The organism is Paraburkholderia hayleyella, from assembly GCF_009455685.1.
GTDB lineage: Bacteria > Pseudomonadota > Gammaproteobacteria > Burkholderiales > Burkholderiaceae > Paraburkholderia > Paraburkholderia hayleyella.
The window spans coordinates 1925205-1950718 of record NZ_QPES01000001.1; the positions used below are offsets into that span (position 1 = coordinate 1925205).

The following is a 25514-nucleotide window of genomic DNA, read 5'->3' on the forward strand; positions in this document are numbered from 1 at the left end:
TTGAAGCAGGCTTTAAAACAGGTTTTGAAGCGGGCTTTGACGGGCGCTCACAGCCTGGCGAGCAGCGCTTCGAGTTGCTGCCGGATCAGCGCGATGTCCTGCGACGAATCAATCAGCGCGAAACGTTGCGGCGCTTCTTGCGCGCGGCGCAGATATTCGGCCCGGGTACGCGCAAAAAAACGCTCTGATTCGCGCTCGAAGCGGTCTGGCTCACGGGCGGCGCTGCGGCGTGCGCTGGCGGTATCGGGTGCCAGGTCGAACAGTACGGTCAAATCCGGCTGAAACTCGCCCTGAACCCAGCGCTCGAGCGTTTCGAGCTTGTCGCGCGGCAACCCGCGTCCCCCGCCCTGATAAGCGAACGTCGCATCTGTAAAACGATCGGACAAGACCCAGTCGCCCTGTGCCAGCGCGGGCTCGATCACCTGTGCCAGATGCTCGCGGCGCGCGGCGAACATCAGCAAGGCTTCGGTTTCGAGCGCCATCGGCTGATGCAGCAGGATTTCGCGCAAGGTTTCGCCGAGTGCCGTACCACCGGGTTCGCGGGTCATGATCACGGTGCCGCCTGCGCGGGCTGCACGCGTGTGCAACTGCTGGCGAAACCATTCGAGATGCGTGGTTTTGCCCGCGCCGTCAATGCCTTCAAACGTGATGAATTTGCCGCGCGCCATTATTGCGCTCCCCGGATGTATTGATTAACTGCCTTGTTGTGCTCGTCTAGCGTGGCGGAAAACTCGCTGCTGCCATCGCCCCGCGAGACAAAATACAGTGCGGAGCTGGATGCCGGATTGAGCGCCGCCGCTAGCGCCGCCGCTCCCGGCAGCGAGATCGGCGTCGGCGGCAGCCCGCGGCGCGTGTAGGTGTTGTACGGCGTATCGGTTTGCAGGTCGCGTTTTCGCAACCGGCCGGTATAGTCCGGCCCCATGCCGTAGATCACCGTCGGGTCAGTCTGCAACGGCATGCCCACGCGCAGCCGGTTGGCGAACACGGCGGCGACGAGCGGCCGGTCGGACGCTTTACCGGTTTCTTTTTCGATCATCGAAGCCATGATGAGCGCGGCATACGGCGTCGTATAAGGCAAACCTGGTGCGCGGGCCGCCCACGCTTCGTTCAGACGCAGTTGCATGAGCCGATAGGCACGGCGGTAGACAGCCAGATCGCTGGTGTTTTTGTCGAACAGGTAGGTATCGGGGAAAAACAGTCCTTCGCCATTGCCGCTGGCGGCTTCGGGCGCGCCTAGCAGCCGCAGCAGTTCGGCATCGCTCACGCCTTGCGTGTCGTGGCGCAGCGCGGGGTTGGCGTCGAGCTCGGCGCGCATGCGTTGTAACGTCCAGCCTTCGATGATCGTGGCGACGTATTCGTTGACGTCACCGCGAGCGATTTTTTGCAGCACGTCATACGGCGTAACGCCGCTTTTGAACGCATAGTTGCCAGGCTTGAGTTGCCCTTGCAATCCAAGCAGGCGCGCCATCAGGACGAATAAATCGGACTGGACAGGGACGCCGCCGCGGTTGAGCTGCAAGGTGACACTGCGCAGGCTGCTATGGGGCTTCAGGGTGACGTCGAGTTGTGCGGACGCCAGTTGAACCGGCGTGGTGGCCCAGTAATACCCCCCCGCCGCGCAGGCTGCGGCCAGAATCACGGCGGTGCTGCCGGCGACAAGACATTTTTTCAGAAAAGACACAACGGGGACGATTTTGAGTTTAAACCGCAAGCGGTTGATTGATAACGTAAAAGTCTCGTGCCGAGCCGGGCGGGACCTTTGCCAGGGGGGCCACTGCGGCTCTTTGCGGAGCTCTTTGGGGTTTTGTCAGCTGCGTATTGTATAGGCGTGGGCATTCATCGAGGCAGATATAGAAACCCTCTTGCATACGCGGTTACAGGTGCTTCATTTTTATGCTTCACATTCACAACCCATCCCACCTGGGCAAACATGTAGCGACGTCTGCCGCTTACATGGCTCGCAATCCCCTGCGTCACTAATAAGCTTACCGGGTTCACCTCGTGCGAAAACAGACCTGATTAACCGGCTTCCAGGCGAAAAGCTGAGCTGAAAAAGTTCCACAGTGTAATTTCAGATTAATCCGATCCAGGTCTCATATACAGGCAAAGACAGGAGATTCATTATTGTCAGTTGATAAAAATCCCCTGCCAATAATGAGAACCATACATCTGCCAAAATATGTCACGGTCCGTCAGTTGCCTGCTGTAATGGAGTTCATCGTTTCGCTACATGCAGATTCCAGCTCAGCACTGGATATTAATTGTGCGCAATTCGAATTCGTTGACCCGCTGGGGCTGTGTCTTCTGCAATATCACCTGGACACGATTTCTCGTGTCAGTTCACAGGTGAATCTCAAATGTCTGTCTGGCAATCTCGCCGCCTACTTGAACAGGATGGATTTTTTTGCGGGACTGGACAATGTCTATTGTGAAAATGCGCCACAGAAAAGTCGCTGGGCCGAGATCGATCATGGATTTGTCGCGCTAACGAAACTAGTCACCAACAGCAACATTGACAAGATTGCCGGGAAATTGGCGCGAACAATGGCTGGAGCCTCGTCAGTTTCTTGTGAAGCCGATCCTGACGGCATGCGTGCCAGCCCTGCGGACCGACTGCATACTGCATTGCAATACGTTCTCTCGGAATTGATCAACAATGCCGCGTCTCATGGAAAAATGCGCGGCTATCCGTATTCTGAAATCTGGGTGGCTGCTCAATATTACAAGGGCGGAAATGTCCGGCTGGCGATAGTCGATAACGGATGTGGGTTCCTGGAAAGCTTGCGTGGACATCCTGGATTGCACCACGAGACCCATCGTCATGCAATTCTGACAGCATTGCAGCCCAGAATAAGTTGCAACCGCGATCTAACTCGCGGGCTCGATTCAGGCAACCAAGGCATCGGCCTTACGGCCTCAAAGACCCTAACCATGGCTGCAAGCGGAAGAATCGACATCTTTAGCGGTAACGCCTGGTACCGGGAAACGCTGGCCGGGGCGCATTCGGAGGATTTGCTTTTCCCCTGGCAGGGGGTTGGAATTTCTCTCACGATGAATCGATCGCTACTACAAGAACTCGAAATCGCACGTATTATTCAAAGCATCGCTCCGCTGCGAGAGTCGCGCGATTTCAATTTTGTTGAGTGAGGTTTTTATGGTACGAGCTGGCACGAATACAACTGTCACTCCTCCGAAGGGATTTTATGGCACGCGATCGCGTGCTTTTGAGTTCCGCGACAAGATCGAGCACTTGCTCGACACGAGTCCAGATCGGGTTGTCATCGAATTTTCTGGAATTTCTGCAACGCAATCATTCGTCGATGAACTGCTAGGCGTGCTGGTCATCGCCCGAGGGCCGGAAATGGTTACCAGACTGGTGTTCAAGGGCTGCTCAGAGGACATGCGCGCCATCATTAAGTTTGTGCTTAATGATCGTATCGAGCAGTTTGAAGACGCGCACCAACAGCATTGATTTTGCGATGGTGCGCCACAGGCACTCCATCGCGCCATCGCGCAAGCACTAAAAATTCTTGCCGACTTTTATAAACCGTTCATTTCAATATTGGCATGCCAGAGCACAGCCCATGCTGCGGCCTCGCAGTATGTCGCTGGCCACCCTCGACCCAATAGAATCAACCAGCACAACCGTGAAAACACGGCGCCCTCGGTGCCTACCGCCCAATCTGCTCAATCAGATGAAAACCGCGGGCTGATCAAAAAATGGTGTTTGAGCGCCATTCCGCTCACGTTATGGGGCCATCCCTCGCAAGGCGAAAGACAGCCCCTATAATGCTGGCCTGCCCTCCGCTCAAGTCAGTTCTGACTGCTCCCACGCCACCATGACCTCTGCTCCAACCCTTGTCCCGCTGTCGCCCGATGGCATCAATGCCAGCCCCCACGCTGGCACGGCCGCCCTTCCTGCTACGGCCACCGCGCTGCCCTCCGCCCCTCCACGTCCGGACGCCGCGGCATTCGCCGCCGTGCTCACGGGCGGCGCCTGGATGCGGCTCACGCCGTTCGGCGTGATCGAAGTCGCTGGGGCCGATGCCGCGACGTTCCTGCATAGCCAGCTCACCAGCGATATTGCTCACCTCGATACCGCGCACGCGCGCCCCTCGGGTTATTGCTCGGCCAAAGGCCGGCTGCTCGCGTCATTTCTCGTCTGGCGTAACGCTGAAGCGGTTTATCTGATGTTGCCGCAGGACGTGCAGGCCGCCACCAGCCGTCGGCTGGCCATGTTTGTGTTGCGCGCCAAGGCCCGTCTGACGGACGCCAACGAGGCCATCACGCTGATCGGTTTCGCGGGAGCGGTACAAGAGGCGCTCGCGGGCCTGTTCGAGACGCTGCCGCAGTTGCCGTACGAGAAGGTCGATGGCCCGGCTGGCACCCTGATCCGGCTGGCCGATGCGGCAGGTCGGCCACGCTATCTGTGGGCTGCGCCCACGGCTGAGGTGGAGGCCCATCTGGCCCGCCTCGGCACGCTCGCGGTGGCCTTGCCCGAGGTCTCAGCGGCGCTCTGGGACTGGCTTGAGATTCAGGCGGGCGAGCCGCGCATTACCCAGCCTGTCGTTGAGCAGTTCGTGCCGCAGATGGTCAACTTCGATGTGATCGGTGCCGTCGATTTCCGCAAGGGCTGTTATCCGGGGCAAGAGGTGGTGGCGCGCAGCCAGTATCGCGGCACGATCAAACGGCGCATGGCGCTGGCGCACGTGGAGCAGGACGAAGCCGCGGCAAGCGGCGTGGAGCTTTTTCATCCTGACGATCCGGGCCAGCCGTGCGGCAAAGTGGTCAGCGTGGCCGCCGCGCCGCAAGGGGGCAGCGATTTGCTCGCGGAGCTCAAGCTGGCCGCGCTGGACAGTGGCACGGTTCACCTCGGTGCGGTGGATGGCCCGGCGCTCACCGTGCTGCCCTTGCCCTACTCCATTCCGACCGAAGTTTGATGCATCTGGATGGTTCGAGGTGCCTGCTGGCGGCGCTCTGCTCGCCATCGGGCCTGAAACTTTCCTGTGTCTTGTTTTTTTAGGGGTCGTCTCAGAAAACGGAAAATAAAGCACGCTAAGCGTGCGCAGAGGCGGGTACCCAGCGGTACAGCGTAGGGATGGAAACGCCGAGATTCTTGGCCACGTCCTTGGGCGGCACACCGCTGGCCAACAGCTTCTTGGCCGACTCGATCTTGCTGCCGGTCATTTTCGGCTTCCGGCCACCCTTGCGACCGAGCTGCCTGGCGACTTCCAGCCCGGCGCGGGTACGCTCGATGGTCAACTCGCGTTCCATCTCGGCCAGGCTCGCCATAACGTGGAAGAAGAACCGACCGGGCGGCGTGCCGGTGTCGATAGAGTCGGTAAGACTCCTGAACTGGACGCCTTGCTTGTGCAGGTCGCCGACCAGATCAACCAGTTGCTTGACCGAGCGGCCCAATCGGTCGAGCTTCCAGACAACCAGTGTGTCGCCCTCGCGCAGCATTTCGAGTGTCTTGGCCAAGCCGGGACGATCCGCCCGTGTGCCGCTCACCGTGTCCTCGAAGATCTTTTGGCACCCGGCCTTGACCAAGACTTCGCGTTGCAGCTCAAGGTTCTGATCCTGTGTTGAGACACGCGCATAACCGATCAACATTGGCTAGCCTTCTGAGTTTGCACAGGACTAGTACGGTAAACCGGATTTCCTCGCCAATCGCCACAGCCCCACTCACGTACAAACCGAAATATTTTGAGTGGACGATTCACTCTTGAAAGCCCAAGTTCTTTGCGGAGGTCATCACGCAGCAGAGAGAGTACGTTATCGATTGTGGCACCTCTGCCAGATGCGTGCGCTTCAAGATATTTAACCGTTTCGTTTATTTGACCAAGGTCGCCAAGTAATTGGATGTCAGCAACAGCCGATTCAAAAGCCATAGCCTGTTCTTCGGTCTTGTCCTCACGATTCGCGGCTGTTTCGAGTCGACGATATGCTTCCAGTAAATATTGAACAATCATGTCATGCCGTTTATTGGCACGGTCTCTGGCCATATTGGAGCGGTGCACCACATACCAGCCAATAACCACAAAAAGTGCAGCAATCATCGGACCTATAAGTGGCGCCAAGCGGACAATTTGGTCAAGCATCAGATGCTCCCTCATAGTCGTTGCGGTCTTCGCCGTCAGCATCCTGACGCACGGCGGGGAGTTGCTTGAGCAATTCTGGTAGCGCCGTCTCCGCGGTGTCCCACACGACATCGAGGTTGATATCGAAGTACCCGTGGGCGATGCGGTTGCGCATGCCGCGCATATTGCGCCAAGGCACTTGCGCGTGAGCCTGGGCGAATCTGGCATAGCCATCCATCACTTTCGTGGCCGCCTCACCGATGATGATGAGGCTCATGATGACAGCTTGCTGGGTACGCTTATCCTCAAGGAAACGCTCTTTGATCATACCTTCCACGAAGCTGCGCGCATCGGTAGCGGCCTGCTGCATGTGGTCTAGGTAATCGGGCAGTCGGTAGTTTTCGCTCATACCGACTGTGCTTCCGCGAGCACCTTGGCACGGAATTTGGGCGGCAGATCGGCCGGGGTGAGCAGATCAACGTGGATGCCGAGTAGCAATTCCAGTTCTTCTTGCAGACCACCCAAGTCGAACAGCGTCGCACCGGGCAGCGCATCGACCAGCAAATCGAGGTCGCTGCCATCGCGGTCGGTACCATGCAGCACCGAGCCGAAGACGCGTGGATTGGCAGTGCGGAAGCGACTAACCGCTTCACGCACTGCACTTCGCTTCATATCAAGCACAACGGACGGTCGCATGGGCATCCTTATCGAAACTCGTTGAGATGATAGGCAATCAAGAATAGAGTTTCAAGAGCTATTTTCGAGAATCGCAATGCTTTGATTTTCCGTGTTCCGGCAATTGCCTTGGCGGGATTATCACAAACCTATGTTTTCAAGAAAAAGGAAACCACATGCCCCGCCGTTCGATCCTGTCCGCAGCCGAACGTGAAAGCCTGCTGGCGCACGCTGTTCATCCTGGACTGGCCGCAAAGCGTCGAGTTGCGCCGCCGCGTGCATGCAGGACTGAACAAGGGCGAAGCCCGCAACGCGCTGGCCCGCGCCATGTTCTTCAACCGTCTGGGTGAAATCCGCGGCCGCAGTTTCGAGCAGCAGCGTTATCGGGCCAGCGGCCTCAACCTGGTGACAGCGGCCATCGTGCTATAGAACACGGTCTATCTGGAGTGGGTGGCGAACGCGCTGCGTGGCAACGGCCATGCCGTCGATGGCGCCCTGTTACGCCCCCTGATGGAGACAATGAACGTATTCGTCGCTACGGTTACTCAGGGTGTTGTAAAGAAGGCCGGCTCTGTGCGAAACATCGGGCGACGGAAACGTTAATTAGCCCACCCATAAACTCAAGGAGTGGTTAAATCGTGCCCAATATTGGCATGAGGAAATTTATTATGAAAATTTTTAATAAAAATACGAAACACAGCAATGCCGATCAAAACACGCCCCTGATTAATAAAAATGAAAAAACCTCGAATTACGGAACATTTAATAATCAGTCATGTAGCGTGGAGACGCCGCAAGGGATAAGGGCAAGTTGCGATGCGCTCATCACCCCGCTCATAAACCAGGCCCAGCTTTTGCCAAAAAAAATTTTTCAAAGTTATATCAACCAGTACACACAAATCAATACCAAAAAAATCCCCTACAAGGCAAACGACGGGAATTAAACGATGCCAAACGCCGCGCGTAATGCCGCCGCCGCAGCGGCATGCGCTGCCGCGACCTCGGGAATAAATCCGCCCAGCTTGAAAAACTCATGCACCATCCCGGCGTAGCATTCCAGCGTGACCGCATTACCCGCTGCGCGCAGCTTGCGCGCATAAGCCGCGCCTTCATCGCGTAGCGGATCGTATTCGGCGATGGCGATCCACGCCGGTGCCACGCCGGAAAAATCCGGCGCGCCTCGCATCCCATCGAGCGGTGCAAAACGCCAGTCATCGCGGTCTTCCGCATCGCGCACATAGTGCTCGAAGAACCACTGAATCGTGTCGCGGCTCAACAGAAAGCCCTCGGCAAACTGCGCTTGCGAAGCGCTTTGCTGGTGGCCTGTCGTGCCGGGATACAGCAACAGTTGCAACACCGGGGCCATGCCCGCCTCGCGCGCCAGCACCGCGCACACCGTGGCGAGCGTGCCGCCTGCGCTATCGCCGCCCAGCGCGATCCGCGCGCTGTCGATGCCATACGATGCCGCTGTGTCGTGCAGCCAGCGGAGCGCATCAAAGGCATCCTCCACCGCCGTCGGAAAACGATGCTCCGGCGCCAGGCGGTAATCGACCGAGAGCACCGCGCAGTGCGCCTCACGCGCGAACATGCGGCACAACGCATCGTGGGTGTCGACGCTGCCTATCGTAAAGCCACCGCCGTGGTAGTACACCAGCGCGGGCGCAGGGGCCGTCCAGCTGGGTTCGAACGGCTGATAGAGCCGCGCGCGAATCAGCTCGCCATCGCGCATCGGCAGTGCCAGATCGTCGACCGAAAACATGGGCGCGGAGGCAATCTCCAGGATGGGCGCGCTTTTCTCGTAAGCGAGGCGCGCCTGTTGTGGCGTCAGCGTGGAATAAGGCGGACGTTGGGCTCGCGCGATCATCTCGAGCATCTGTTCGACTTTGGGATTCAACGGCATCGGTGCGCCAGGACTAGGGTTAAGGCCGGGGTTAAGGCCGGAGTCAAGGTCAAATCAGCCGGACCAGCTGCTTGCCGAAGTTCTGCCCTTTGAGCAAACCGATCAGCGCCTCGGGCGCGTTTTCGAGCCCTTGAACCACACTCTCACGGTAATGCAGCTGTTTTTGCACGATGAGCTCGGCGAGCAGCGTCTGGGCTTGCGGCCAGAGGTCGAGATGCTCGGTGACGATAAACCCTTCCAGTTTCAGCCGTTGCGTGAGGATCAGTGCCGGTTGCCGCAATGGCACCGGTTGGCCGTCATAACCCGCGATCATGCCGCACAGCGCGATCCGGCCAAAGGCATTCATCTGGCTGAGCACCGCATCCAGTACCTCGCCTCCGACGTTTTCAAAATGGCCGTCAATACCCTCCGGCGTCGCCGCTTTCAGATCCTGCTGCAGATGGCCTGCCTTGTAATCGACACAGGCATCGAAACCCAGGGTTTCGACCACATAACGGCATTTTTCCGCGCCTCCGGCGATACCCACGGCACGGCAACCGGCACGCTTCGCCAGTTGCCCGACCACACTGCCCACCGCGCCACTGGCCGCGCTCACCACCACCGTCTGGCCGCTTTGCGGCGCAATGATGCGGTTGAGTCCATACCACGCCGTCACGCCCGGCATGCCTGCGGCACCCAGCCATGCCGACAGCGGAACTTGCGGGTTCGGTACCGCTTGCACGCCCGTGCCATCGGAGGTGCCCCACTCTTGCCAGCCAAAATGGCCGATCACCTGGGTGCCAGGGGTAAAACGCGGATGGCGCGATTCCACCACCTCCCCTACCGTGCCGCCGATCATGACTTCATTGAGCGGCTGTGGCGCGGCATACGATTTGCCGTCGTTCATCCGGCCACGCATATAGGGATCGAGCGACAGAAAATGATTGCGCACGCGAAACTGTCCCTCACCTAGCGGCGGCAACGGGGTTTCGACCTGCTTGAAATTGTCGGGCGCGACGGCCCCTTGTGGGCGCGAAACGAGCAAAACCTGACGGTTCATGAGCGGCGAAAGCGGCTTGGACATGGCATTGACCTTATGAGTGTGCTGCGAGTGTGCTGCGGGTGTGGCGAATAGATGAACGGCGCGAATGAGGCACGGCCTTCAGCCGTCGCTGGGGCCGGGCATGACGCCGTCCGGGCTGCGCAAGCGCTGCTGCGTCACTTCACGGCCAATCGCCAGCCGCCGCATGTATTTGAACGTGCCGAGCGCCTTGGCGACGAAATGGCCTTCGCTGTCGCGGATTTCGCCTTCGCAATACGCCATGGTTTTCGAGCGGTGCAGCACGCGAGCGTGGGCGTGCAACTCGCCGCGCCCTGGCTGCATAAAGCTGAGCTTCATTTCGACCGTGACCACGCCGATGCCCTCATCGGCGAGGCTGCGTGCCGCCATGGCTAGCGCCACATCGGCGAGGGTCATCGTGATACCACCGTGGGCCACGCTCCAGGTGTTCAGATGTTCGGGCGCAAGGGGCAAGCGCGCTTCGCTCACGCCATCGACGGCGCTCAGCAGTTGCACCCCGAGAAGATCGACGAACGGGCTTTCGACGGGCATCGGGCGCACGGCGGACACACGGGCGGGAGCCGAAGCGCCAGCGCCCTCAGGATCAGGAAAGCGGAGCGCGCCGGGAACGCCAGGCATGTGAGGGATACCAGGAAAAGACATTGCCATGCGTCACGCTTCGCAAGCGTAATCGAGGCATTCGCGCGATTGTTGCACCGCACGGACAAATGCCTTGATCGCTTCATGCTGGGGATGAACCTGATAGGCATCGAGTGCGGCTTGGTCAGCGAACTCGGAGAGCAGTACGACGTCGCTGCTGGCTTCGAGCCCTGGCTGGGCCAGGCCGACCTCGAGGCGCAGGATGCCCGGGACGAGATCGCGGCAGCCTTCGAGTTTTTCCTTGAGCTTGCGCGCGTTGTCGGCACGGCTTGCGCCTTCGGCGGTTTCTTTCAGTTTCCACAGCACAATGTGTCGGATCATGGGATGGCCTGCAATGAAGTAAGTGAGGTTGAATGCGAAAACGTTCTGGCCCAGCGAGCCAAGCCGACACGATACCCGATTGGCTCATCCGGCATGCTGCGCGCGGATGCCGGGCTCTGTCTGCCCATGTCGGGGGGCTTACGCCACTTCGAAGAGCCCCGCCGCCCCCTGGCCGCCGCCGATGCACATCGTCACCACAACATATTTCACGCCCCGCCGCCGGCCTTCGAGCAGCGCATGGCCGGTCAGCCGCGCGCCCGACACGCCATAGGGATGCCCCACCGCGATCGCGCCACCATTCACATTGAGCCGCTCGTCAGGAATGCCCAGTTTGTCGCGGCAGTAAATCACCTGCACCGCAAAGGCCTCGTTGAGCTCCCACAAGCCGATATCCTCGATCTTCAGCCCCGCGCGCTGCAGCAGCCGGGGCACGGCGTACACCGGGCCAATTCCCATCTCGTCGGGCTCGCAGCCTGCCACCGCAAAGCCGCGAAAAATTCCCAGCGGCGCGAGCCCCTCGCGCTCGGCCCGCTGCGCGCTCATCACAACGCATGCCGAGGCACCATCGGAAAACTGGCTGGCGTTGCCCGCCGCGATCACGCCACCGGGCAAGGCCGGACGAATCTTCGCCACCCCTTCGAACGTGGTGCCGGCGCGAATGCCCTCATCCGCGCTGAGCGTGACTTCGCGCGTGAAGAGACGTCTACTGGCTTGATCCGCGATGCCCGCCGTGACCGTGATGGGCACGATTTCTGCCGCGAAACGGCCCGCGGCTTGAGCGGCGGCGGCGCGCTGCTGCGAACGCGCGCCATAGGCGTCTTGCGCCTCGCGCGGGATGCCGTAGCGCTGTGCGACGATTTCCGCGGTTTGCAGCATCGGCCAGTAAATCTCGGGCTTGTGCTGGTTCAGCCAGCCTTCGGTCGCCATATGGTGGTTCATCTCGTTCTGGACACAGGAAATTGATTCGACGCCGCCCGCGACGAAGACCTCGCCCTCGCCTGCGATCACGCGTTGCGCAGCCAGCGCGATGGTTTGCAAGCCCGAGGAGCAAAAACGGTTGACCGTCATGCCCGGCACGCTCACGGGCAAACCAGCGCGCAAGGCAATCTGGCGCGCGATATTGCCACCGGTTGCGCCTTCCGGATTAGCGCAGCCCATCAGCACGTCATCGACTTGTGCCGGGTCAAGCCGCGCGCGTTCGACGGCAGCTTGCACCACGTGGCCGCCAAGTGTCGCGCCATGGGTCAGGTTGAATGCGCCGCGCCACGATTTGGCAAGACCCGTGCGGGCGGTGGATACGATTACAGCATCGATCATGCGTGTCTCCTCGGACAGATAGGCCGGTAGTCGGTACGGTAGTTGGTACGGTAGTCGGTTATCACTTGTCAGTAGCCCGCGAGGCAACGGCTACGATGAAACGTGTTCAGGCCCGCGGCGTCAAAGCGCCTCGGTGCCGCTCAACGCCGCGGAATTCACCCGCGCCACGCCTGCGGCCTGCAAGCGTCGCCATGCCCCGGCGAGGGAGCCCTCAAGATCGATCGCGCGCGAGGCGTCTTCGATCACGGCGACCTCGAACCCCGCCGCCTGGGCATCGAGAGCGGACCAGGCAACGCAGTAATCGGTCGCCAGTCCGCAACACCAGACGCGTCGCACTCCGGTCTCGCGCAGATAGCCCGTGAGGCCCGTCGGCGTGACGCGATCGGCTTCGACAAACGCCGAGTAGCTATCGACTTCGGGATGATGCCCCTTGCGAATCACGGCGCGCGCATGCGCGATTTCGAGGCCGCGATGCAAGGCCGCGCCTGGCGTGTCTTGTACGCAGTGCGTAGGCCACAGCACCTGGGGGCCATAAGGCAGCATGAGGGTATCGAACGGCGCATGGCCTGCATGATTCGCGGCAAACGACACATGCGATGGCGGATGCCAGTCCTGGGTCAGCACCACATGGCTAAAGCCGCGCGCCAGCGCGTTGACGAGCGGCACAATCGCATCGCCATCCGGCACCGCCAAGGCTCCGCCTGGCATGAAATCATTTTGCAGGTCGATCACCAGCAGTACGTCGCGGGCGTCGCGGAGGTTGCGGGCAGCGTGCCTAGCGGGCGGCATCATTGAAGCCCTGTCCTTGCGCCGCACGTTCGGCAAGCCCCGGCGCCACCTGCCACGCGGCGCCATTGGGCTGCGCGGCATAACGGCGGATCGCCCGTTCGACATTGAACAGGCCCACGCTGTCGGCATACAGCATCGGGCCGCCACGCCATAGCGGAAAGCCATAACCGCTCAGGTACACCATGTCGAGATCCGACGCACGCGCGGCGATGCCCTCCGTGAGAATCCGCGCGCCTTCGTTGACGAGCGCGTACACCAGACGCTCGACAATTTCCTCATCGGGCAGCATGCGCCGGGCCACACCTTGTTCCGCGGAGTACGCCACGATCAGCGCATCGACCTCGGGCGACGCAGACGCGCTGCGCTCGCCGGGCCGGTAGTCATACCAGCCGCTGCCGGTTTTTTGCCCGAAGCGGCCGCGCTCGCAAAGGCGGTCGGCAACCTTGGGATAGTGCCGTTGCGGTGCTTCCCGATAGCGCCGCTGGCGAATCGCCCAGCTAATGTCATTACCCGCCAGATCGCTCATGCGAAACGGCCCCATGGCGAAACCGAAGGCTTCGATGGCACGATCGACCTGCGCCGGCAAGGCGCCTTCTTCGAGCATGTAGAACGCCTGGCACAGATAGGGTTCAAGCATGCGGTTGCCGATAAAGCCATCGCACACGCCCGAAACCACCGCGGTCTTGCCGATTTGCCTGGCACAATGCATGACGGTGGCCAGCACGTCGGGCGCCGTATGCGTGCCGCGCACGACTTCGAGCAGCTTCATCACGTTGGCGGGGCTGAAGAAATGCAGGCCGACCACGTTCTCTGGGCGGCGCGTGAACCCGGCGATCTGGTTCAGATCGAGCGTCGAGGTATTCGACGCGAGGATGGCTCCGGGTTTTGCAATGGCATCGATCTGGCGGAACACCTGCTCCTTGACGCTCATCTCCTCGTACACGGCTTCGATGAAGAGATCCGCATCCTTCAGGTCATCCCACGCGAGCGTCGGTGTGATGAGCGCCATGCGCTGTGTCAGCGCGTCGGCGCCGAGCTTGCCTTTTTTCACGCTGGCTTCATAGTTGGCGCGGATTTTCGTCATGCCACGCTCCAGCGCTTCGGCATCCGCCACAAGCAGCATGACGGGCAAGCCTGCGTTGGCAAAACTCATCGCAATGCCTGTGCCCATCGTGCCCGCGCCGATCACTGCGATCTGGTGCAGCGCGCGCAGTGGCGTGCTGACGGGCACATCGGGGAGTTTGGCGGCGGCGCGCTCAGCGAAGAACGCATGGCGCAGCGCCCGGCTTTCGGGCGTTTGCAGCAGCGCGCTGAAGGCTTCGCGTTCGGCTGCGAGACCGCGCTCAAAGCCCTGTAACACGCCCGCTTTGATGGCCTCGATGCAGCGCTGGGGCGCCGGAAAATGCGGCGCGGCAGCCGCGACGTTATTGCGCGCGAACTGTAAAAAACCCTCGGCGTTGGGATGTTCGAGCGGGCGTTTGCGCACGCACGGATGCGGGCCCGCCTGAGAGCCCACGCGCTGGGCGAAGGCCAGCGCCGCGCCAGGCAGATCCGCCTCGACGACTTCATCGAAGAGCCCACTGTCCGCGAGTTGTTCCGAGCGTACCGAGCTGCCCGAGACGATCATGTTGAGCGCAGCTTCGAGCCCAATCGCGCGCGGCAGACGCTGGGTGCCACCCGCGCCCGGCAAGAGCCCGAGCTTGACCTCGGGCAGCGCGATTTGCGCGCCGCGCAAGGCAATGCGGTAGTGCGCGCCCAGCGCGAGTTCCAGGCCGCCGCCCATGGCGATGCCATGGATCGCGGCGATCACGGGCTTCGGGCTGGTTTCGACGGCATGGATGAGCGTGGCCAGCGTCGGGGCTTGCATGGCTTTGGGTGTATTGAATTCGGTGATATCGGCGCCGCCCGAGAACGCCTTGCCTGCGCCGGTCAGCACAATGGCGGTGACGGCTGGATCTTGCTGCGCGGCGTCGAGGCCTGCGATGATCCCAAGACGGGTCGCATGGCTCAGGCCATTGACGGGAGGATGATTCAGCGTGATAACGGCAACGCCGTCACGGGTTGTGTAATCCACGGCCATGGGATCTGTCTCCATCCGGCGCTCGCCGGTTCGATGTGGGGTTGTCCGAGGTTATTTGAAATTTGAAATTTGAATTGCACGGCAGTGCTTGAGATTCGATGGGTATCTTGGGCACCAGCGGCCAGCGAGCAGAATACACAACTGCGCACAACTGCGCACAACTGCGCAGGGGCGTTCAATTTTGTCCTGACCTGGATTGCGGAGCCGTGTCGCTTTCGCTGCCGGGGAGTCAAGCCAGCAGCGCCGCGAGCGCCGCTTTACAATGTCGTCTTCTCTCAAGGCGCGTTCCCATGCCGCATACCCCGAGCTCTCCCGACCTTGCCAGGTCGCCCGTGTCTGAGCTCACGCTCGAGCCCGTTCGCGCGGCCCTGACTCAACCTCGCGCGGACGCCTTTGCGCAACTGGGGCCGGCCTTTCTGACCCGCTTGCCCGCCACGCCATTGCCCGCGCCTTATGTCGCTGGTTTTTCCACGGAGGTCGCGGCCTTGCTGGGTCTTGATCCGGCACTCGCGCAAGCGCCCGGTTTCGCGGAATTTTTCTGTGGCAACACCACCCGCGAATGGCCTGCTTCGGCCTTGCCGTATGCCTCGGTGTACTCCGGACACCAGTTTGGCGTCTGGGCGGGACAACTCGGCGACGGTCGCGCCCTCAGTCTCGGTGAACTAGCCCATGACGGTCAGCGCCATGAACTGCAGCTCAAGGGCGCCGGGCGCACACCGTATTCGCGCATGGGCGATGGCCGCGCCGTGCTGCGCTCGTCGATCCGCGAATTCCTCGGTTCGGAAGCCCTGCATCATCTGGGCATTCCCACCACGCGTGCCCTGTGTCTCATCGGTTCGGACCAGACCGTCTGGCGCGAAACCCAGGAAAGCACCGCAGTCCTCACCCGGGTCGCACCGAGCTTCGTGCGTTTTGGTCACTTCGAACATTTCGCCGCGAACGATCTCCCCCACGCCTTGCGCTCGCTTGCCGATCATGCGATTGCCCGTTTTTACCCGCATTGCGCCGCTGCCGACGATCCCTATCTCGCGTTGCTCGAAGCCATCGTGCAAGTCACAGCCGTGCTGCTCGCGCAATGGCAGTCAGTCGGTTTTTGCCATGGCGTGATGAACACCGACAACCTGTCGCTGCTCGGCCTGACCCTCGACTACGGACCATTCGGCTTGATGGACGGCTTCGATGCGGGCTTTATCTGCAATCATTCCGACACCCAGGGGCGCTACGCCTACCGCATGCAGCCGCAAGTGGCGTACTGGAACCTCTTTCGTCTCGCGCAAGCGTTCCTGCCGCTGCTCGGCATGTCCTATCCGGCTGTGCAGCGCCGCGAGCGGGCCGTCGCAGATGCGCAAGCGGTCCTCGAAGGCTTTAGGGTGCGCTTTACGGATGCGCTCGCGGCACGCATGCAGGCCAAGCTCGGGCTCGAAACCACGCAGCCCGGCGATGCGGCACTGGTTGAACGGTTGCTGGACATCATGCAGGCGAGCCACGCCGATTTCACGCTGACTTTCCGCCATCTGTCGCGGATCACCCGGGCCGCGCCCGTTGAGGCAAGCGCCGACGCGCCGGTGCGTGATCTGTTCGTTGACCGCGCAGCCTGCGATGCGTGGCTCGGCGCCTACCGCGCGCGCCTCGCCAGCGAAACACGCGATGACGCGGCGCGGGCGCAGGCGATGAACCAGGTTAATCCGCGCTACGTGCTGCGCAATCATCTGGCGCAAACAGCGATTAGCCGCGCGCAAGAGAAGGATTTCTCCGAAATCGAACGGCTGGCCGCGGTCTTGCGCCGTCCGTTCGACGAGCAGCCTGAACACGCCGCCTACGCCGCGCTGCCCCCTGTCTGGGCGGCAACGCTCTCGGTGAGCTGTTCTTCGTGAGTTTCCTCGCCTGGCCATGCGGCGCATGACCTTTCGCCGACGTTTTTCTTTGCAACAGGACTTCCTCATGACCCACGACGCAAACGACAGAAAAGACGCAAACGAAGCAAACGACCCAACCACGGCACAGGACAACGACGCCTGGCGCGAGCAGCTCTCGGCGCTCGAATACCGGGTCACACGCGAGGCCGCGACCGAGCCGGCGTTCTCTGGCCGTTATTGGGACCATTGGGAGCACGGCGTGTACGACTGCGTGTGCTGTGGCACGCCGCTGTTCGAATCTTCGACAAAATTCGATGCGGGCTGCGGCTGGCCGAGCTATTTCAAACCCATCAACGGCGAAGTCATCGAAGAGCGCACGGACCGCAGTCATGGCATGTTGCGCATCGAGGTGCGTTGCCGGCACTGCGGCGCGCATCTCGGACATGTCTTCGAAGATGGCCCTGCTCCAACAGGCTTGCGCTACTGCATCAATTCGGCTGCGCTACAATTCGGGCCGAAATAATCACTATCACAGTTCGTTACTTCCTCCCCCTCTTCCATCGCCCGCGAAAGGTCCATACCGGCCATGAAATTCCTGTTCGATCTGTTCCCGATCATTCTGTTTTTTGTCACGTTCAAGATCTGGGGCATCTACACCGCGACAGCCGTTGCCATTGCCGCCACGCTCGCGCAGATCGCATGGGTTGCGCTGCGTCATCGCAAGGTCGATGGCATGTTGTGGGTCAGCCTCGGCGTAGTGGTGGTGTTTGGCGGCGCGACACTCGTGCTGCATAACGATACGTTTATCAAATGGAAACCCACCGTGCTGTACTGGGCGTTTGCGGTGGTGCTGCTGGTGTCGCAACTGGCGTTTGGCAAAAACCTGATCCAGGCGATGATGGGCAAGCAGATCACCTTGCCCACGCGCGTCTGGGGCCAGTTGAGCGCGGCCTGGGCCGTGTTTTTTGCGCTGCTGGGCGTGCTCAACCTGTTCGTGGCGTACCGTTTTTCGACCGATACCTGGGTCAACTTCAAACTGTTCGGCGCGACCGGATGCCTGATCGCCTTTATTCTTGGCCAAAGCCTGTGGCTGGCGAAGCACATGAAAGACCAATAAGAGAAACAAGAGAAACGTCATGAACGATGATATTTTTTTGCATGCGGGCTCCGTTGAACGCATTGCGCTAATCGAAACCCGGCTCAATGACGCCCTGGCCCCGGTGCTGTCGCTGAGCGTGCGCGACGATAGCGCACAGCATGCGGGGCACGCGGGCGCCTCCGCGGGGGGCCATTACAGCGTCACGATCGTCGCCCCCGCGTTTGCCGGAAAGGCCCGCGTGGCGCGCCACCGGCTCGTGTATGATGCGCTGGCCGACGCCATGCAGCGCGGCATTCATGCGCTTGCGATCACGGCGTATACCCCCGAAGAATTCAGCGCCCGGCCTTCGTCACCCCCTTCGTCACCCCGATAACACGCTGCTCCAGTCGTCTTTCTGTCTCCCCGATCGTCCCGTTAGGAAATATCCCGATGACCTTCAAAAAAACCCCTCTGTGGGTCTTGCTGGCTGCGTTCGCGGCCGCGCCGGTGATGGCGCAAAACATTGCTGTGGTGAATGGCACACCGATCCCGAAATCACGCGTCGACGCGATGGTGGCGCAACTGGTGCGCCAGGGGCAGCAAGATACCCCCCAGTTGCAACTGGCGGTGCGCGAAGAAATGGTGAACCGCGAAATCCTGATGCAGGAAGCGATTCGCCGCGGCCTGCCGAACCGGCCTGACGTGAAAGCCCAGATCGCCGTCGCGCAGCAAACGGTTGTGCTGCACAGCCTGATTGAAGACGTGATGAAAGCGAGCCAGCCGAGCGATGCCGAGATCAAGGCACGTTACGACGCCCTGGTGCACGACACCGGGACGACCGAATATCACCTGCATCACATCCTCGTGGATAACGAGGCGCAGGCCAAAGACCTGATTGCGAAAATTCAGGCGGGCGCGAGTTTCGAAGCGCTGGCGAAACAGTTTTCGAAAGATCCAGGGTCGGGCAAAAACGGCGGCGATCTCAACTGGTCCGATCCCAAGGCTTATGTGCCTGAATTTGCCGCCGCGGCGCAAAAGCTGACAAAAGGCCAGATGACCGACACGCCCGTGCATACGCAGTTTGGCTGGCACATCATCCGCGTGGACGACACCCGGACGGTGCCGCCTCCGCCGCTTGAGCAGGTTCGCTCGCAGATCGTGCAACAGATTCAGCAGGAAAAACTTCAGGCGTTCGAAGAGAACCTGCGCAAGAAAGCGAAGATCCAGTAAGGGTTGAGATGTTGATCACGCGTTGAAACGTTGATCGCCCCGTAAAGGCCAGAGCATGATTTCCCTGGGGAAATCATGCTCTGGCCTTTACGGGAATTCATTACTAGCTTAAGTCTTCTTCGGGCACATCCCAGTCCTTCGAACGTGCCTCTCCAGTCTGGTAAAACTGCTTGACCAGCTTGACGTAGTTTAGAAAATCCCCATTTTCCGTAGCCAATCGGTTGGCCATGTTCCAATCAATTTCGTCACGTTCACGCGCGGGAATCAGCACTTGGCTGTCGGCAGGGTTATCCATATCCAGCTTGATGAAACCAATTCCATGGGCCGCGAAGAGCATCCGCAGCTCTTTCAGTGTGTCCTGTCCACTGATTTCTGCTGTAACCAGGTAGCCAAAATTGCCCCACGACGAGTTCGATACCGCCTGGAAAAAACACTCGCGTACATTCGAGCGGTTGATCAGAAGCTTGACCTCGAACGACCAAAGTTTGGTGCGCTTGTCGGAATACTGCTTCACGCAGTCTCGAACCTCCCGGTGCCAGTCAGCGCCCAAGTCCTCCATGCCGACCATGTCCGGGTACAGCCATCGGTTTCCATTCGGCCCTCGCTTGTTCGATGAGCGCTTCTCGTCGATGCGCCTGGAAAAGATGCCGAACTCTTCCCAGAGATAATTTGAAAGCAGCGGGTACAGTGCATGCTCATCTGGCATCGAGGTACCGGCATCTGCTGCGGCCGAAGAACCCTCGCTCTCGGCGGCGGCCACCTCAGCACTGTCCGATTTCTCCGAGTAGTAGTACTTACGCGGCCGCCCTTCGGTGGTTTTCAGCGCTGGATGCTTTATTTGCATGCGGGGCCGCCGCGAGCTGATTTCCGCAACGAGCTGCTGCACCAGATCCGTGTCCGACTTGATGTAGTCACCCCGGCTATTGGCCCGTTTCTCCTGGCACTCCGCAGGAAAGGTAGCAAACACCCAATCGGCGATCTGCCTGGCAGTAAACTTTTCCTCAGGTCGCGCCTGTAAATAGCCCACTACCGCTTGCGAGAGATTCAGCGCCACGTTATTTCTCCATTCTTTCCCCGGATCAGCTCGCGCAGTTTCTTGATGCCATTGGGTGCGGCAAAAGCGGTGCCGAAGTGCTTTTCCAGTAGTTTGGCGGTGTGCTTATTCATGCTCGCCGCCCAATTCACGCTCGATCTGTTCGATGCTGGGCAGGCTGGTTTGCAATTCTTCAGGCAGGGATTCGATCAATTGGTATTCCGCCACACCAATGGGCTGGGTCTTGTCGCGCAATGCGTATTCAGCCACCACGGTGTTCTTGCTCTTGCAGAGCAACAGGCCAATGGTAGGGTTGTCCTGTTCGGACTTGACCTGCATATCCACGGCAGTGAGATAGAAGCTCAACTGGCCGAGGTGTTCCGGTTTGAACTTCTCGGCTTTCAGTTCGATGACCACATAGCAACGCAGCTTGAGGTGGTAGAACAACAGGTCGATATAGAAGTCATCACCGCCAACTTCCAGATGAACCTGGCGGCCGACGAAGGCAAAGCCCGCACCCAGTTCCAACAAAAACTGGGTAATGTGCTTAACCAGTGCCGCTTCGATTTCCCGTTCGTTGGCTTCCTGGCCGATATTCAGGAAGTCGAACAAGTAAGGATCTTTAATGGATTGCCGGGCCAGATCGGTTCCCGGCGCGGGGAGACGGTCGACGAAGTTGGTGATCGCCTGGCCTTCCCGTTCTAGCAGGCGGGACTCGATATGGATTTCCAGTGTGGCGCGAGACCAGCCTTGTTCCACGGCGCGCTGGGCATAGGCCAGGCGTTGTTCTGGCTGCTTCAGCCTGGCCAGCAAAACCAGGTTGTGACCCCAAGGCAATTGTCCAACAGCCTGTTGGACAATTGCCGCGTCCGGCCAGGCGTCGGCGAAGGAGCGCATGTACATCAGGTTGGCACGGGAAAATCCCTTCATGTCAGGGAAGGCCGTCCTGAGGTCGTGCGCCAGCCGCTCGATAACCTTGGCCCCCCAACCTTGCTCGGCCTGCCGCTGCAGGATGTCACGGCCAATCTGCCAGTAGAGCAGCACCAGTTCGCGGTTGACGGCTAGCACGGCCCGCTGCTGGGCACCATGGATGCGATTTTTCAGCTCGCCCAGCCAGTTGGCGTAGCCTTCTGGAGCTGGAATGAGGGATACGGGCTTGTCGCTCATTCCGCTCCCCCGCTGCTGACCTTGAGCGCGGCCAGCAGTTCGGTTTTCAGCGCCTGCTTATTCATAGAATGTGGTTTCTTCCATGCGGGCTGTATTAGGCTGGGATGTTTGGGACGGGTCCGGTTGCTTTAGAAAGCGCCACTGAATTTCAAGCGCCATTCAAAAACACCAGAACCTCGCCCCCTGATTACCCCAGCCAGCGCCGCGCATTCTGGAACACACGCATCCACGGGCTGCCATCGCCCTTGCCGGCCGCGCGCCAGTCATCTGGATGCCAGCTCATCTGCACCGTGCGGTGGACCCGCTCCATATGCGGCATCAGCACCGTGAAACGGCCATCGGCCGTGGTGACCGAGGTCATCCCCTCCGGCGAACCATTCGGATTGAACGGATATTGCTCGCTCACCTGGCCGCGATGATCGACGTAGCGCATGGCCACCGCGACACGCTTCGCATCGCCTTGCTGCGAGAAATCCGCGAACCCTTCGCCATGCGCGACCGCCACAGGAATACGCGAGCCCTCCATCCCCGTGAAAAAGAGCGAGGGCGAATCCGCGATTTCGACTAGCGAAAACCGCGCTTCGAACTGCTCCGACTGGTTGCGCGTGAATTTGGGCCATGCCTCGCCGCCCGGGATCATCGCGGCAAGATTGCTCATCATCTGGCAGCCGTTGCAAATGCCTAGTCCAAACGTGTCCTGACGGCCAAAGAAGGTGGCAAACATCTCCGCGAGGCGCGCATTGAACAGAATCGTTTTGGCCCAGCCTTCGCCCGCCCCGAGCACATCGCCATAAGAAAACCCGCCGCAGGCCACGGCTCCAGCGAAGTCAGCCAGATCGGCCCGCCCGGCCAGCAAGTCGCTCATATGCACGTCATGCGCGTCGAAACCGGCACGGTCGAACGCATACGCTGTCTCGAGATGCGAGTTCACGCCCTGCTCGCGCAGGATCGCCACGCGCGGCCGCGCACCCACGCCGATGAACGGCGCGGCGACGTCTTGCGCCGGATCGAAGCTGAGATGCGGGGTGAGGCCGGGATCGGTGGCGTCGAGTAGCGCGTCGAACTCAGCATCCGCGCAAGCCGGGTTATCGCGCAACCGCGCAATACGCCAGCTGACTTCGCTCCAGATGCGTTGCAGCTCGCTACGCGGCGCATCGTAGATTTTTTTCGCATCGCGGTGAATCTCGATGACGTCGCGCTCGTTTGGCTTGCCGATCACGTGCGAACACACCGCCAGGCCATGCTCGCGCAGCACGCCCATGACCCTGTCGCGCTCGCTGGCGCGCACCTGGATCACCGCGCCCAGCTCTTCGGCGAAAAGCGCCCGCAAGGTGCGGTCCTCACGCCGGCCGCTGGTCTGTTTGGCCCAGTCCTTGGCATCGCCGTAATCGGATTCGTGGTTCGGATCGAGCGTCAGCATGTCGACGTTCAGCGAGACCCCGACGTGCCCGGCAAAAGCCATCTCGCACACCGTCGCCCACAAGCCGCCGTCCGAGCGGTCGTGATACGCGAGCAGTTGTCCTTCGTGGTTCAGCGACTGGATTGCCGCGAAAAAGCGCTTCAGATCCTCGGGGTCGTCAACGTCCGGCGTGACATCGCCCACTTGCTGCGAGACCTGCGCGAGGATGCTGCCCCCCAGACGATGCTGGCCGCGCCCGAGATCAATGGCAATCAGCACGGTGTCGCCCACCTCGCTGGCACGGCGCAATTGCGGTGTCAGGTGACGGCGCACATCGGTGACTGGCGCGAACGCCGAAATCACCAGCGACACTGGCGCAATCACTTCTTTCGCCACGCCGTGTTCATCCCATTGCGTGCGCATCGACAGGGAATCCTTGCCCACCGGGATGCCAATGCCGAGTGCGGGGCAAAGCTCCATGCCAATCGCGCGCACCGTGTCGTAGAGCGCGGCGTCTTCGCCGCTGCTGCCGCATGCGGCCATCCAGTTGGCGGACAGCTTGAGCTTGTCGAGCGTAGCGATCGGGGCTGCCGCGATGTTCGTGATGGCTTCGCCGACCGCCATGCGGCCCGAGGCTGCCGGATTGATCACGGCGAGCGGCGCGCGCTCCGCCATGGTCATCGCTTCGCCGCCAAACCCGGCGTAATCGGTGTTGGTGATCGCACAATCGGCGACCGGCACTTGCCACGGCCCCACCATTTGATCGCGCGCGGTCATGCCCCCTACCGAGCGGTCGCCAATCGTAATCAGAAAGCCCTTGCTGGCCACGGTCGGGTGCCGCAGCACGCTGGCTGCGAGTTCCGCCAGAACGAGGCCCGTGACATCGACCGGCACCAGGGCGGTGGCAACGCGGCTGACATCGCGCTGCATGCGCGGGGCGCGGCCCAGCAGCACGTCCATCGGCATATCGACCGGCTGGGGCGCATCGGGGTCGCGCGCATCCGCATCGATCAGCTTGAGCTGACGCTCGGCGGTTGCCACGCCGATCACCGCGAACGGGCAGCGCTCGCGCTCGCAGATCGCGGCAAAAGCCGGGAAATCGGCCGGCGAGAGCGCCAGCACATAACGTTCTTGCGCTTCGTTGGACCAGATCTCGCGCGGCGACAAACCGCTTTCTTCAAGGGGAATCTGCCGCAGCTCGAAGCGCGCGCCCTTGCCCGCGCCATCCACCAGTTCGGGAAAGGCATTCGACAAGCCGCCCGCGCCGACATCGTGAATGCTCAGGATCGGGTTGCGCTCGCCCAGTTGCCAGCAGGCGTTGATGACCTCTTGCGCGCGCCGCTCGATCTCGGGGTTGCCGCGCTGCACGGAATCGAAATCGAGTTCAGCGGTATTGGCGCCCGTCGCCATCGAACTGGCCGCGCCGCCGCCCATGCCGATGCGCATGCCGGGGCCGCCGATCTGGATCAGGAGCGTGTCTGGCGGCAGATCGTGCTTGTGCGTATGCGCGTCGGAAATATTGCCGATGCCGCCCGCGATCATGATCGGCTTGTGATAGCCGCGCACGCGGCCCGCGACGTTTTGTTCGTAAGTGCGGAAATAGCCGCCCAGGTTGGGCCGGCCGAATTCGTTATTGAATGCCGCGCCACCCAACGGCCCGTCAATCATGATGTGCAGCGGTGAGGCAATGCGCTCCGGGCGACCATACGGCAGGTGGCTCGCGGCGCCACCGACACCCCGTTCAGCGAGTGGCTGGGCCGCATCGCGGGCGGTTTCCCAGGCTTCGGGCGCACCTGGCAGCACGAGATTCGAGACGCTGAAACCCGCCAGACCGGCCTTGGGCCGCGCCCCGCGCCCCGTTGCCCCTTCGTCGCGGATCTCGCCGCCCGCGCCGGTTGCCGCCCCGGGAAAAGGCGCGATGGCCGTGGGATGGTTATGGGTTTCGACCTTCATCAGCGTGTGCGTCAGCTCGACGTGACGGCCATAGCGCTCGGCGGGGCCGTTGGCGTCAGCCGCCGGACGCGGGAACCAGCGTTCGGCCAGCGCACCCGCCATGATCGCGGAGTTATCCGAATACGCGACGATCGTGCCCTGCGGGCTGAGCTTCTCGGTATTGCGGATCATGGCGAACAGCGACAGGTCCTGGGCTTCGCCATCAATCGACCATTGCGCGTTGAAAATCTTGTGGCGGCAATGCTCGCTGTTTGCCTGGGCGAACATCATCAGTTCGACATCAGTCGGATCGCGTTGCAACGTGGTGAAAGCCTCGACCAGGTAGTCGATTTCGTCCGGGGCGAGCGCGAGGCCGAGTTCGGTATTGGCGGCTTCGAGCGCCGCGCGCCCTTGCGCCAGCACGCCGACGGTTTGCAGCGGCCGCGCGGGCAGCACATCGAAGAGGTGCAGCGCGTGTTCGCGCGAGGGCGCGAGACTCTCGGTCATGCGGTCATGCAGGGCCGCCGCGACGGCTTCGCGGGCGGCGGGTGGCAAGACCTTCTTGCCACCGAGCAGCCCGCTTTTGAGGATCACGGTGTATTCAATACCGCGCTCGATACGGTGTATCTGGGTCAGGCCGCAGTGCTGCGCGATATCGGTGGCCTTGCTCGCCCAGGGCGATACCGTGCCAAAGCGCGGCACTACCAGAAAATGCTCGCTCGTGCCGCGCGTGCTGTTTTCAGGGGGTAACGGGTTACCGTAATGCAGCAGCGCCTCGACGCGAGCGCGCTCGCTATCCGCGAGTGGCGCGCGCGCCTGCACAAAATGCAGATACTGGCCGCGCACGCCGGCAATGCTGGCGTCGATCTGGGAGAGCGTTTCGAGCAGACGGGCCTGACGAAAACCGGAAAGGGCCGAAGCACCGGGAATACACAAGAAATGGGCCATGGACAGGAGG

At 61.1% G+C, this 25514-nt stretch carries 26 protein-coding genes and 1 pseudogene; 10 read left to right on the forward strand and 17 right to left on the reverse strand.

All coding sequences use genetic code 11. From position 1 onward, the window contains the following. Positions 1-47: 47 nt before the first annotated feature. Together tmk and mltG are read right to left on the reverse strand one after the other, a co-directional pair. Complete coding sequence (tmk, locus tag GH657_RS08620; RefSeq protein WP_153100311.1) at positions 48-668, reverse strand: dTMP kinase; 621 nt, start codon at positions 666-668, stop codon at positions 48-50. Next, positions 668-1681: an endolytic transglycosylase MltG gene (mltG, locus tag GH657_RS08625; protein WP_153100312.1), complete on the reverse strand. Its 1014-nt coding sequence runs from the start codon at positions 1679-1681 to the stop codon at positions 668-670. The genes tmk and mltG overlap by 1 nt, the downstream gene beginning before the upstream one ends. A gap of 443 nt (positions 1682-2124) precedes the next feature. Here mltG and GH657_RS08630 point away from each other — a divergent pair, with 443 nt between their 5' ends. From GH657_RS08630 to ygfZ, 3 genes are all read left to right on the forward strand, one after another. Continuing rightward, a complete protein-coding gene (locus GH657_RS08630; protein WP_153100313.1) occupies positions 2125-3147 on the forward strand; it encodes an ATP-binding protein in 1023 nt (340 codons plus the stop codon). Continuing rightward, positions 3140-3472 carry an STAS-like domain-containing protein gene (locus GH657_RS08635; RefSeq protein WP_220094839.1) on the forward strand — a complete coding sequence of 111 codons (333 nt, stop codon included), beginning with the start codon at positions 3140-3142 and terminating at the stop codon, positions 3470-3472. Before GH657_RS08630 ends, GH657_RS08635 begins: the two co-directional genes overlap by 8 nt. Before the next feature lie 367 nt (positions 3473-3839). Further along, positions 3840-4940 carry a CAF17-like 4Fe-4S cluster assembly/insertion protein YgfZ gene (ygfZ, locus tag GH657_RS08640; RefSeq protein WP_153100315.1) on the forward strand — a complete coding sequence of 367 codons (1101 nt, stop codon included), beginning with the start codon at positions 3840-3842 and terminating at the stop codon, positions 4938-4940. 115 nt (positions 4941-5055) lie between these two features. Here the strand turns inward: ygfZ and GH657_RS08645 are convergent, their stop codons facing one another. The 4 genes from GH657_RS08645 to GH657_RS08660 are packed head-to-tail and all read right to left on the reverse strand — an operon-like array spanning position 5056 to position 6776. Next, complete coding sequence (locus tag GH657_RS08645) at positions 5056-5613, reverse strand: recombinase family protein (RefSeq protein WP_153100316.1); 558 nt, start codon at positions 5611-5613, stop codon at positions 5056-5058. Beyond that, on the reverse strand, positions 5607-6101 hold the full coding sequence (locus GH657_RS08650) for a hypothetical protein (RefSeq protein ID WP_153100317.1): 495 nt from the start codon (positions 6099-6101) through the stop codon (positions 5607-5609). The genes GH657_RS08645 and GH657_RS08650 overlap by 7 nt, the downstream gene beginning before the upstream one ends. Beyond that, complete coding sequence (locus tag GH657_RS08655; RefSeq protein WP_153100318.1) at positions 6094-6489, reverse strand: HepT-like ribonuclease domain-containing protein; 396 nt, start codon at positions 6487-6489, stop codon at positions 6094-6096. Before GH657_RS08655 ends, GH657_RS08650 begins: the two co-directional genes overlap by 8 nt. After that, entirely contained in the window at positions 6486-6776 is a 291-nt protein-coding gene (locus GH657_RS08660) for a nucleotidyltransferase family protein (protein ID WP_153100319.1), read from the reverse strand. Before GH657_RS08660 ends, GH657_RS08655 begins: the two co-directional genes overlap by 4 nt. Positions 6777-6980: 204 nt before the next feature. Here GH657_RS08660 and GH657_RS08665 point away from each other — a divergent pair. Beyond that, a pseudogene (locus GH657_RS08665) lies at positions 6981-7265 on the forward strand (Tn3 family transposase); the annotation flags it as partial. Between the two features lie 158 nt (positions 7266-7423). Continuing rightward, positions 7424-7699: a hypothetical protein gene (locus tag GH657_RS08670; RefSeq protein WP_220094840.1), complete on the forward strand. Its 276-nt coding sequence runs from the start codon at positions 7424-7426 to the stop codon at positions 7697-7699. On the opposite strand, the gene GH657_RS08675 is transcribed toward GH657_RS08670, so the two are convergent. The 7 genes from GH657_RS08675 to GH657_RS08705 form a co-directional block, all read right to left on the reverse strand. Continuing rightward, positions 7696-8655 (reverse strand): alpha/beta hydrolase, encoded by a 960-nt coding sequence (locus GH657_RS08675; RefSeq protein ID WP_153100321.1) that lies wholly within the window; start codon positions 8653-8655, stop codon positions 7696-7698. The two genes, GH657_RS08670 and GH657_RS08675, sit on opposite strands and share 4 nt — an antisense overlap. 49 nt (positions 8656-8704) lie before the next feature. After that, complete coding sequence (locus GH657_RS08680) at positions 8705-9718, reverse strand: NADP-dependent oxidoreductase (RefSeq protein ID WP_174769912.1); 1014 nt, start codon at positions 9716-9718, stop codon at positions 8705-8707. Positions 9719-9796: 78 nt separating this feature from the next. Then, entirely contained in the window at positions 9797-10246 is a 450-nt protein-coding gene (locus GH657_RS08685; RefSeq protein WP_153101697.1) for a PaaI family thioesterase, read from the reverse strand. Between the two features lie 120 nt (positions 10247-10366). Next, on the reverse strand, positions 10367-10675 hold the full coding sequence (locus tag GH657_RS08690; RefSeq protein WP_153100322.1) for a Dabb family protein: 309 nt from the start codon (positions 10673-10675) through the stop codon (positions 10367-10369). Between the two features lie 138 nt (positions 10676-10813). Next, positions 10814-11992 (reverse strand): acetyl-CoA C-acyltransferase, encoded by a 1179-nt coding sequence (locus GH657_RS08695; protein WP_153100323.1) that lies wholly within the window; start codon positions 11990-11992, stop codon positions 10814-10816. Positions 11993-12112: 120 nt separating this feature from the next. Then, entirely contained in the window at positions 12113-12781 is a 669-nt protein-coding gene (gene pncA, locus GH657_RS08700) for a bifunctional nicotinamidase/pyrazinamidase (protein WP_153101698.1), read from the reverse strand. Beyond that, the gene (locus GH657_RS08705; RefSeq protein ID WP_153100324.1) at positions 12768-14861 is read right to left on the reverse strand and encodes a 3-hydroxyacyl-CoA dehydrogenase NAD-binding domain-containing protein; all 2094 of its coding nucleotides are present in this window, start codon (positions 14859-14861) and stop codon (positions 12768-12770) included. The genes pncA and GH657_RS08705 overlap by 14 nt, the downstream gene beginning before the upstream one ends. 290 nt (positions 14862-15151) lie before the next feature. Between GH657_RS08705 and GH657_RS08710 the strand changes: the two genes are divergently transcribed. From GH657_RS08710 to GH657_RS08730, 5 genes are all read left to right on the forward strand, one after another. After that, positions 15152-16735 (forward strand): protein adenylyltransferase SelO, encoded by a 1584-nt coding sequence (locus GH657_RS08710; RefSeq protein WP_153100325.1) that lies wholly within the window; start codon positions 15152-15154, stop codon positions 16733-16735. 67 nt (positions 16736-16802) lie between these two features. Then, entirely contained in the window at positions 16803-17240 is a 438-nt protein-coding gene (gene msrB, locus GH657_RS08715; protein WP_153100326.1) for a peptide-methionine (R)-S-oxide reductase MsrB, read from the forward strand. Positions 17241-17303: 63 nt separating this feature from the next. Further along, positions 17304-17834, forward strand: a complete 531-nt coding sequence (locus GH657_RS08720; RefSeq protein ID WP_153100327.1) for a septation protein A — start codon at positions 17304-17306, stop codon at positions 17832-17834. Between the two features lie 19 nt (positions 17835-17853). After that, on the forward strand, positions 17854-18189 hold the full coding sequence (locus GH657_RS08725; RefSeq protein WP_153100328.1) for a BolA family protein: 336 nt from the start codon (positions 17854-17856) through the stop codon (positions 18187-18189). Positions 18190-18245: 56 nt separating this feature from the next. After that, a complete protein-coding gene (locus tag GH657_RS08730) occupies positions 18246-19025 on the forward strand; it encodes a peptidylprolyl isomerase (protein WP_153100329.1) in 780 nt (259 codons plus the stop codon). Between the two features lie 103 nt (positions 19026-19128). Here the strand turns inward: GH657_RS08730 and GH657_RS08735 are convergent, their stop codons facing one another. From GH657_RS08735 to purL, 4 genes are all read right to left on the reverse strand, one after another. Continuing rightward, a complete protein-coding gene (locus tag GH657_RS08735; protein WP_153100330.1) occupies positions 19129-20079 on the reverse strand; it encodes a COG2958 family protein in 951 nt (316 codons plus the stop codon). Then, the gene (locus tag GH657_RS18395; RefSeq protein WP_281349366.1) at positions 20070-20192 is read right to left on the reverse strand and encodes a hypothetical protein; all 123 of its coding nucleotides are present in this window, start codon (positions 20190-20192) and stop codon (positions 20070-20072) included. Before GH657_RS18395 ends, GH657_RS08735 begins: the two co-directional genes overlap by 10 nt. Next, positions 20185-21225 carry a PDDEXK nuclease domain-containing protein gene (locus tag GH657_RS08740; protein WP_153100331.1) on the reverse strand — a complete coding sequence of 347 codons (1041 nt, stop codon included), beginning with the start codon at positions 21223-21225 and terminating at the stop codon, positions 20185-20187. Before GH657_RS08740 ends, GH657_RS18395 begins: the two co-directional genes overlap by 8 nt. A 187-nt stretch (positions 21226-21412) precedes the next feature. Further along, positions 21413-25504 carry a phosphoribosylformylglycinamidine synthase gene (purL, locus tag GH657_RS08745; RefSeq protein WP_153100332.1) on the reverse strand — a complete coding sequence of 1364 codons (4092 nt, stop codon included), beginning with the start codon at positions 25502-25504 and terminating at the stop codon, positions 21413-21415. Positions 25505-25514 lie beyond the last annotated feature (10 nt).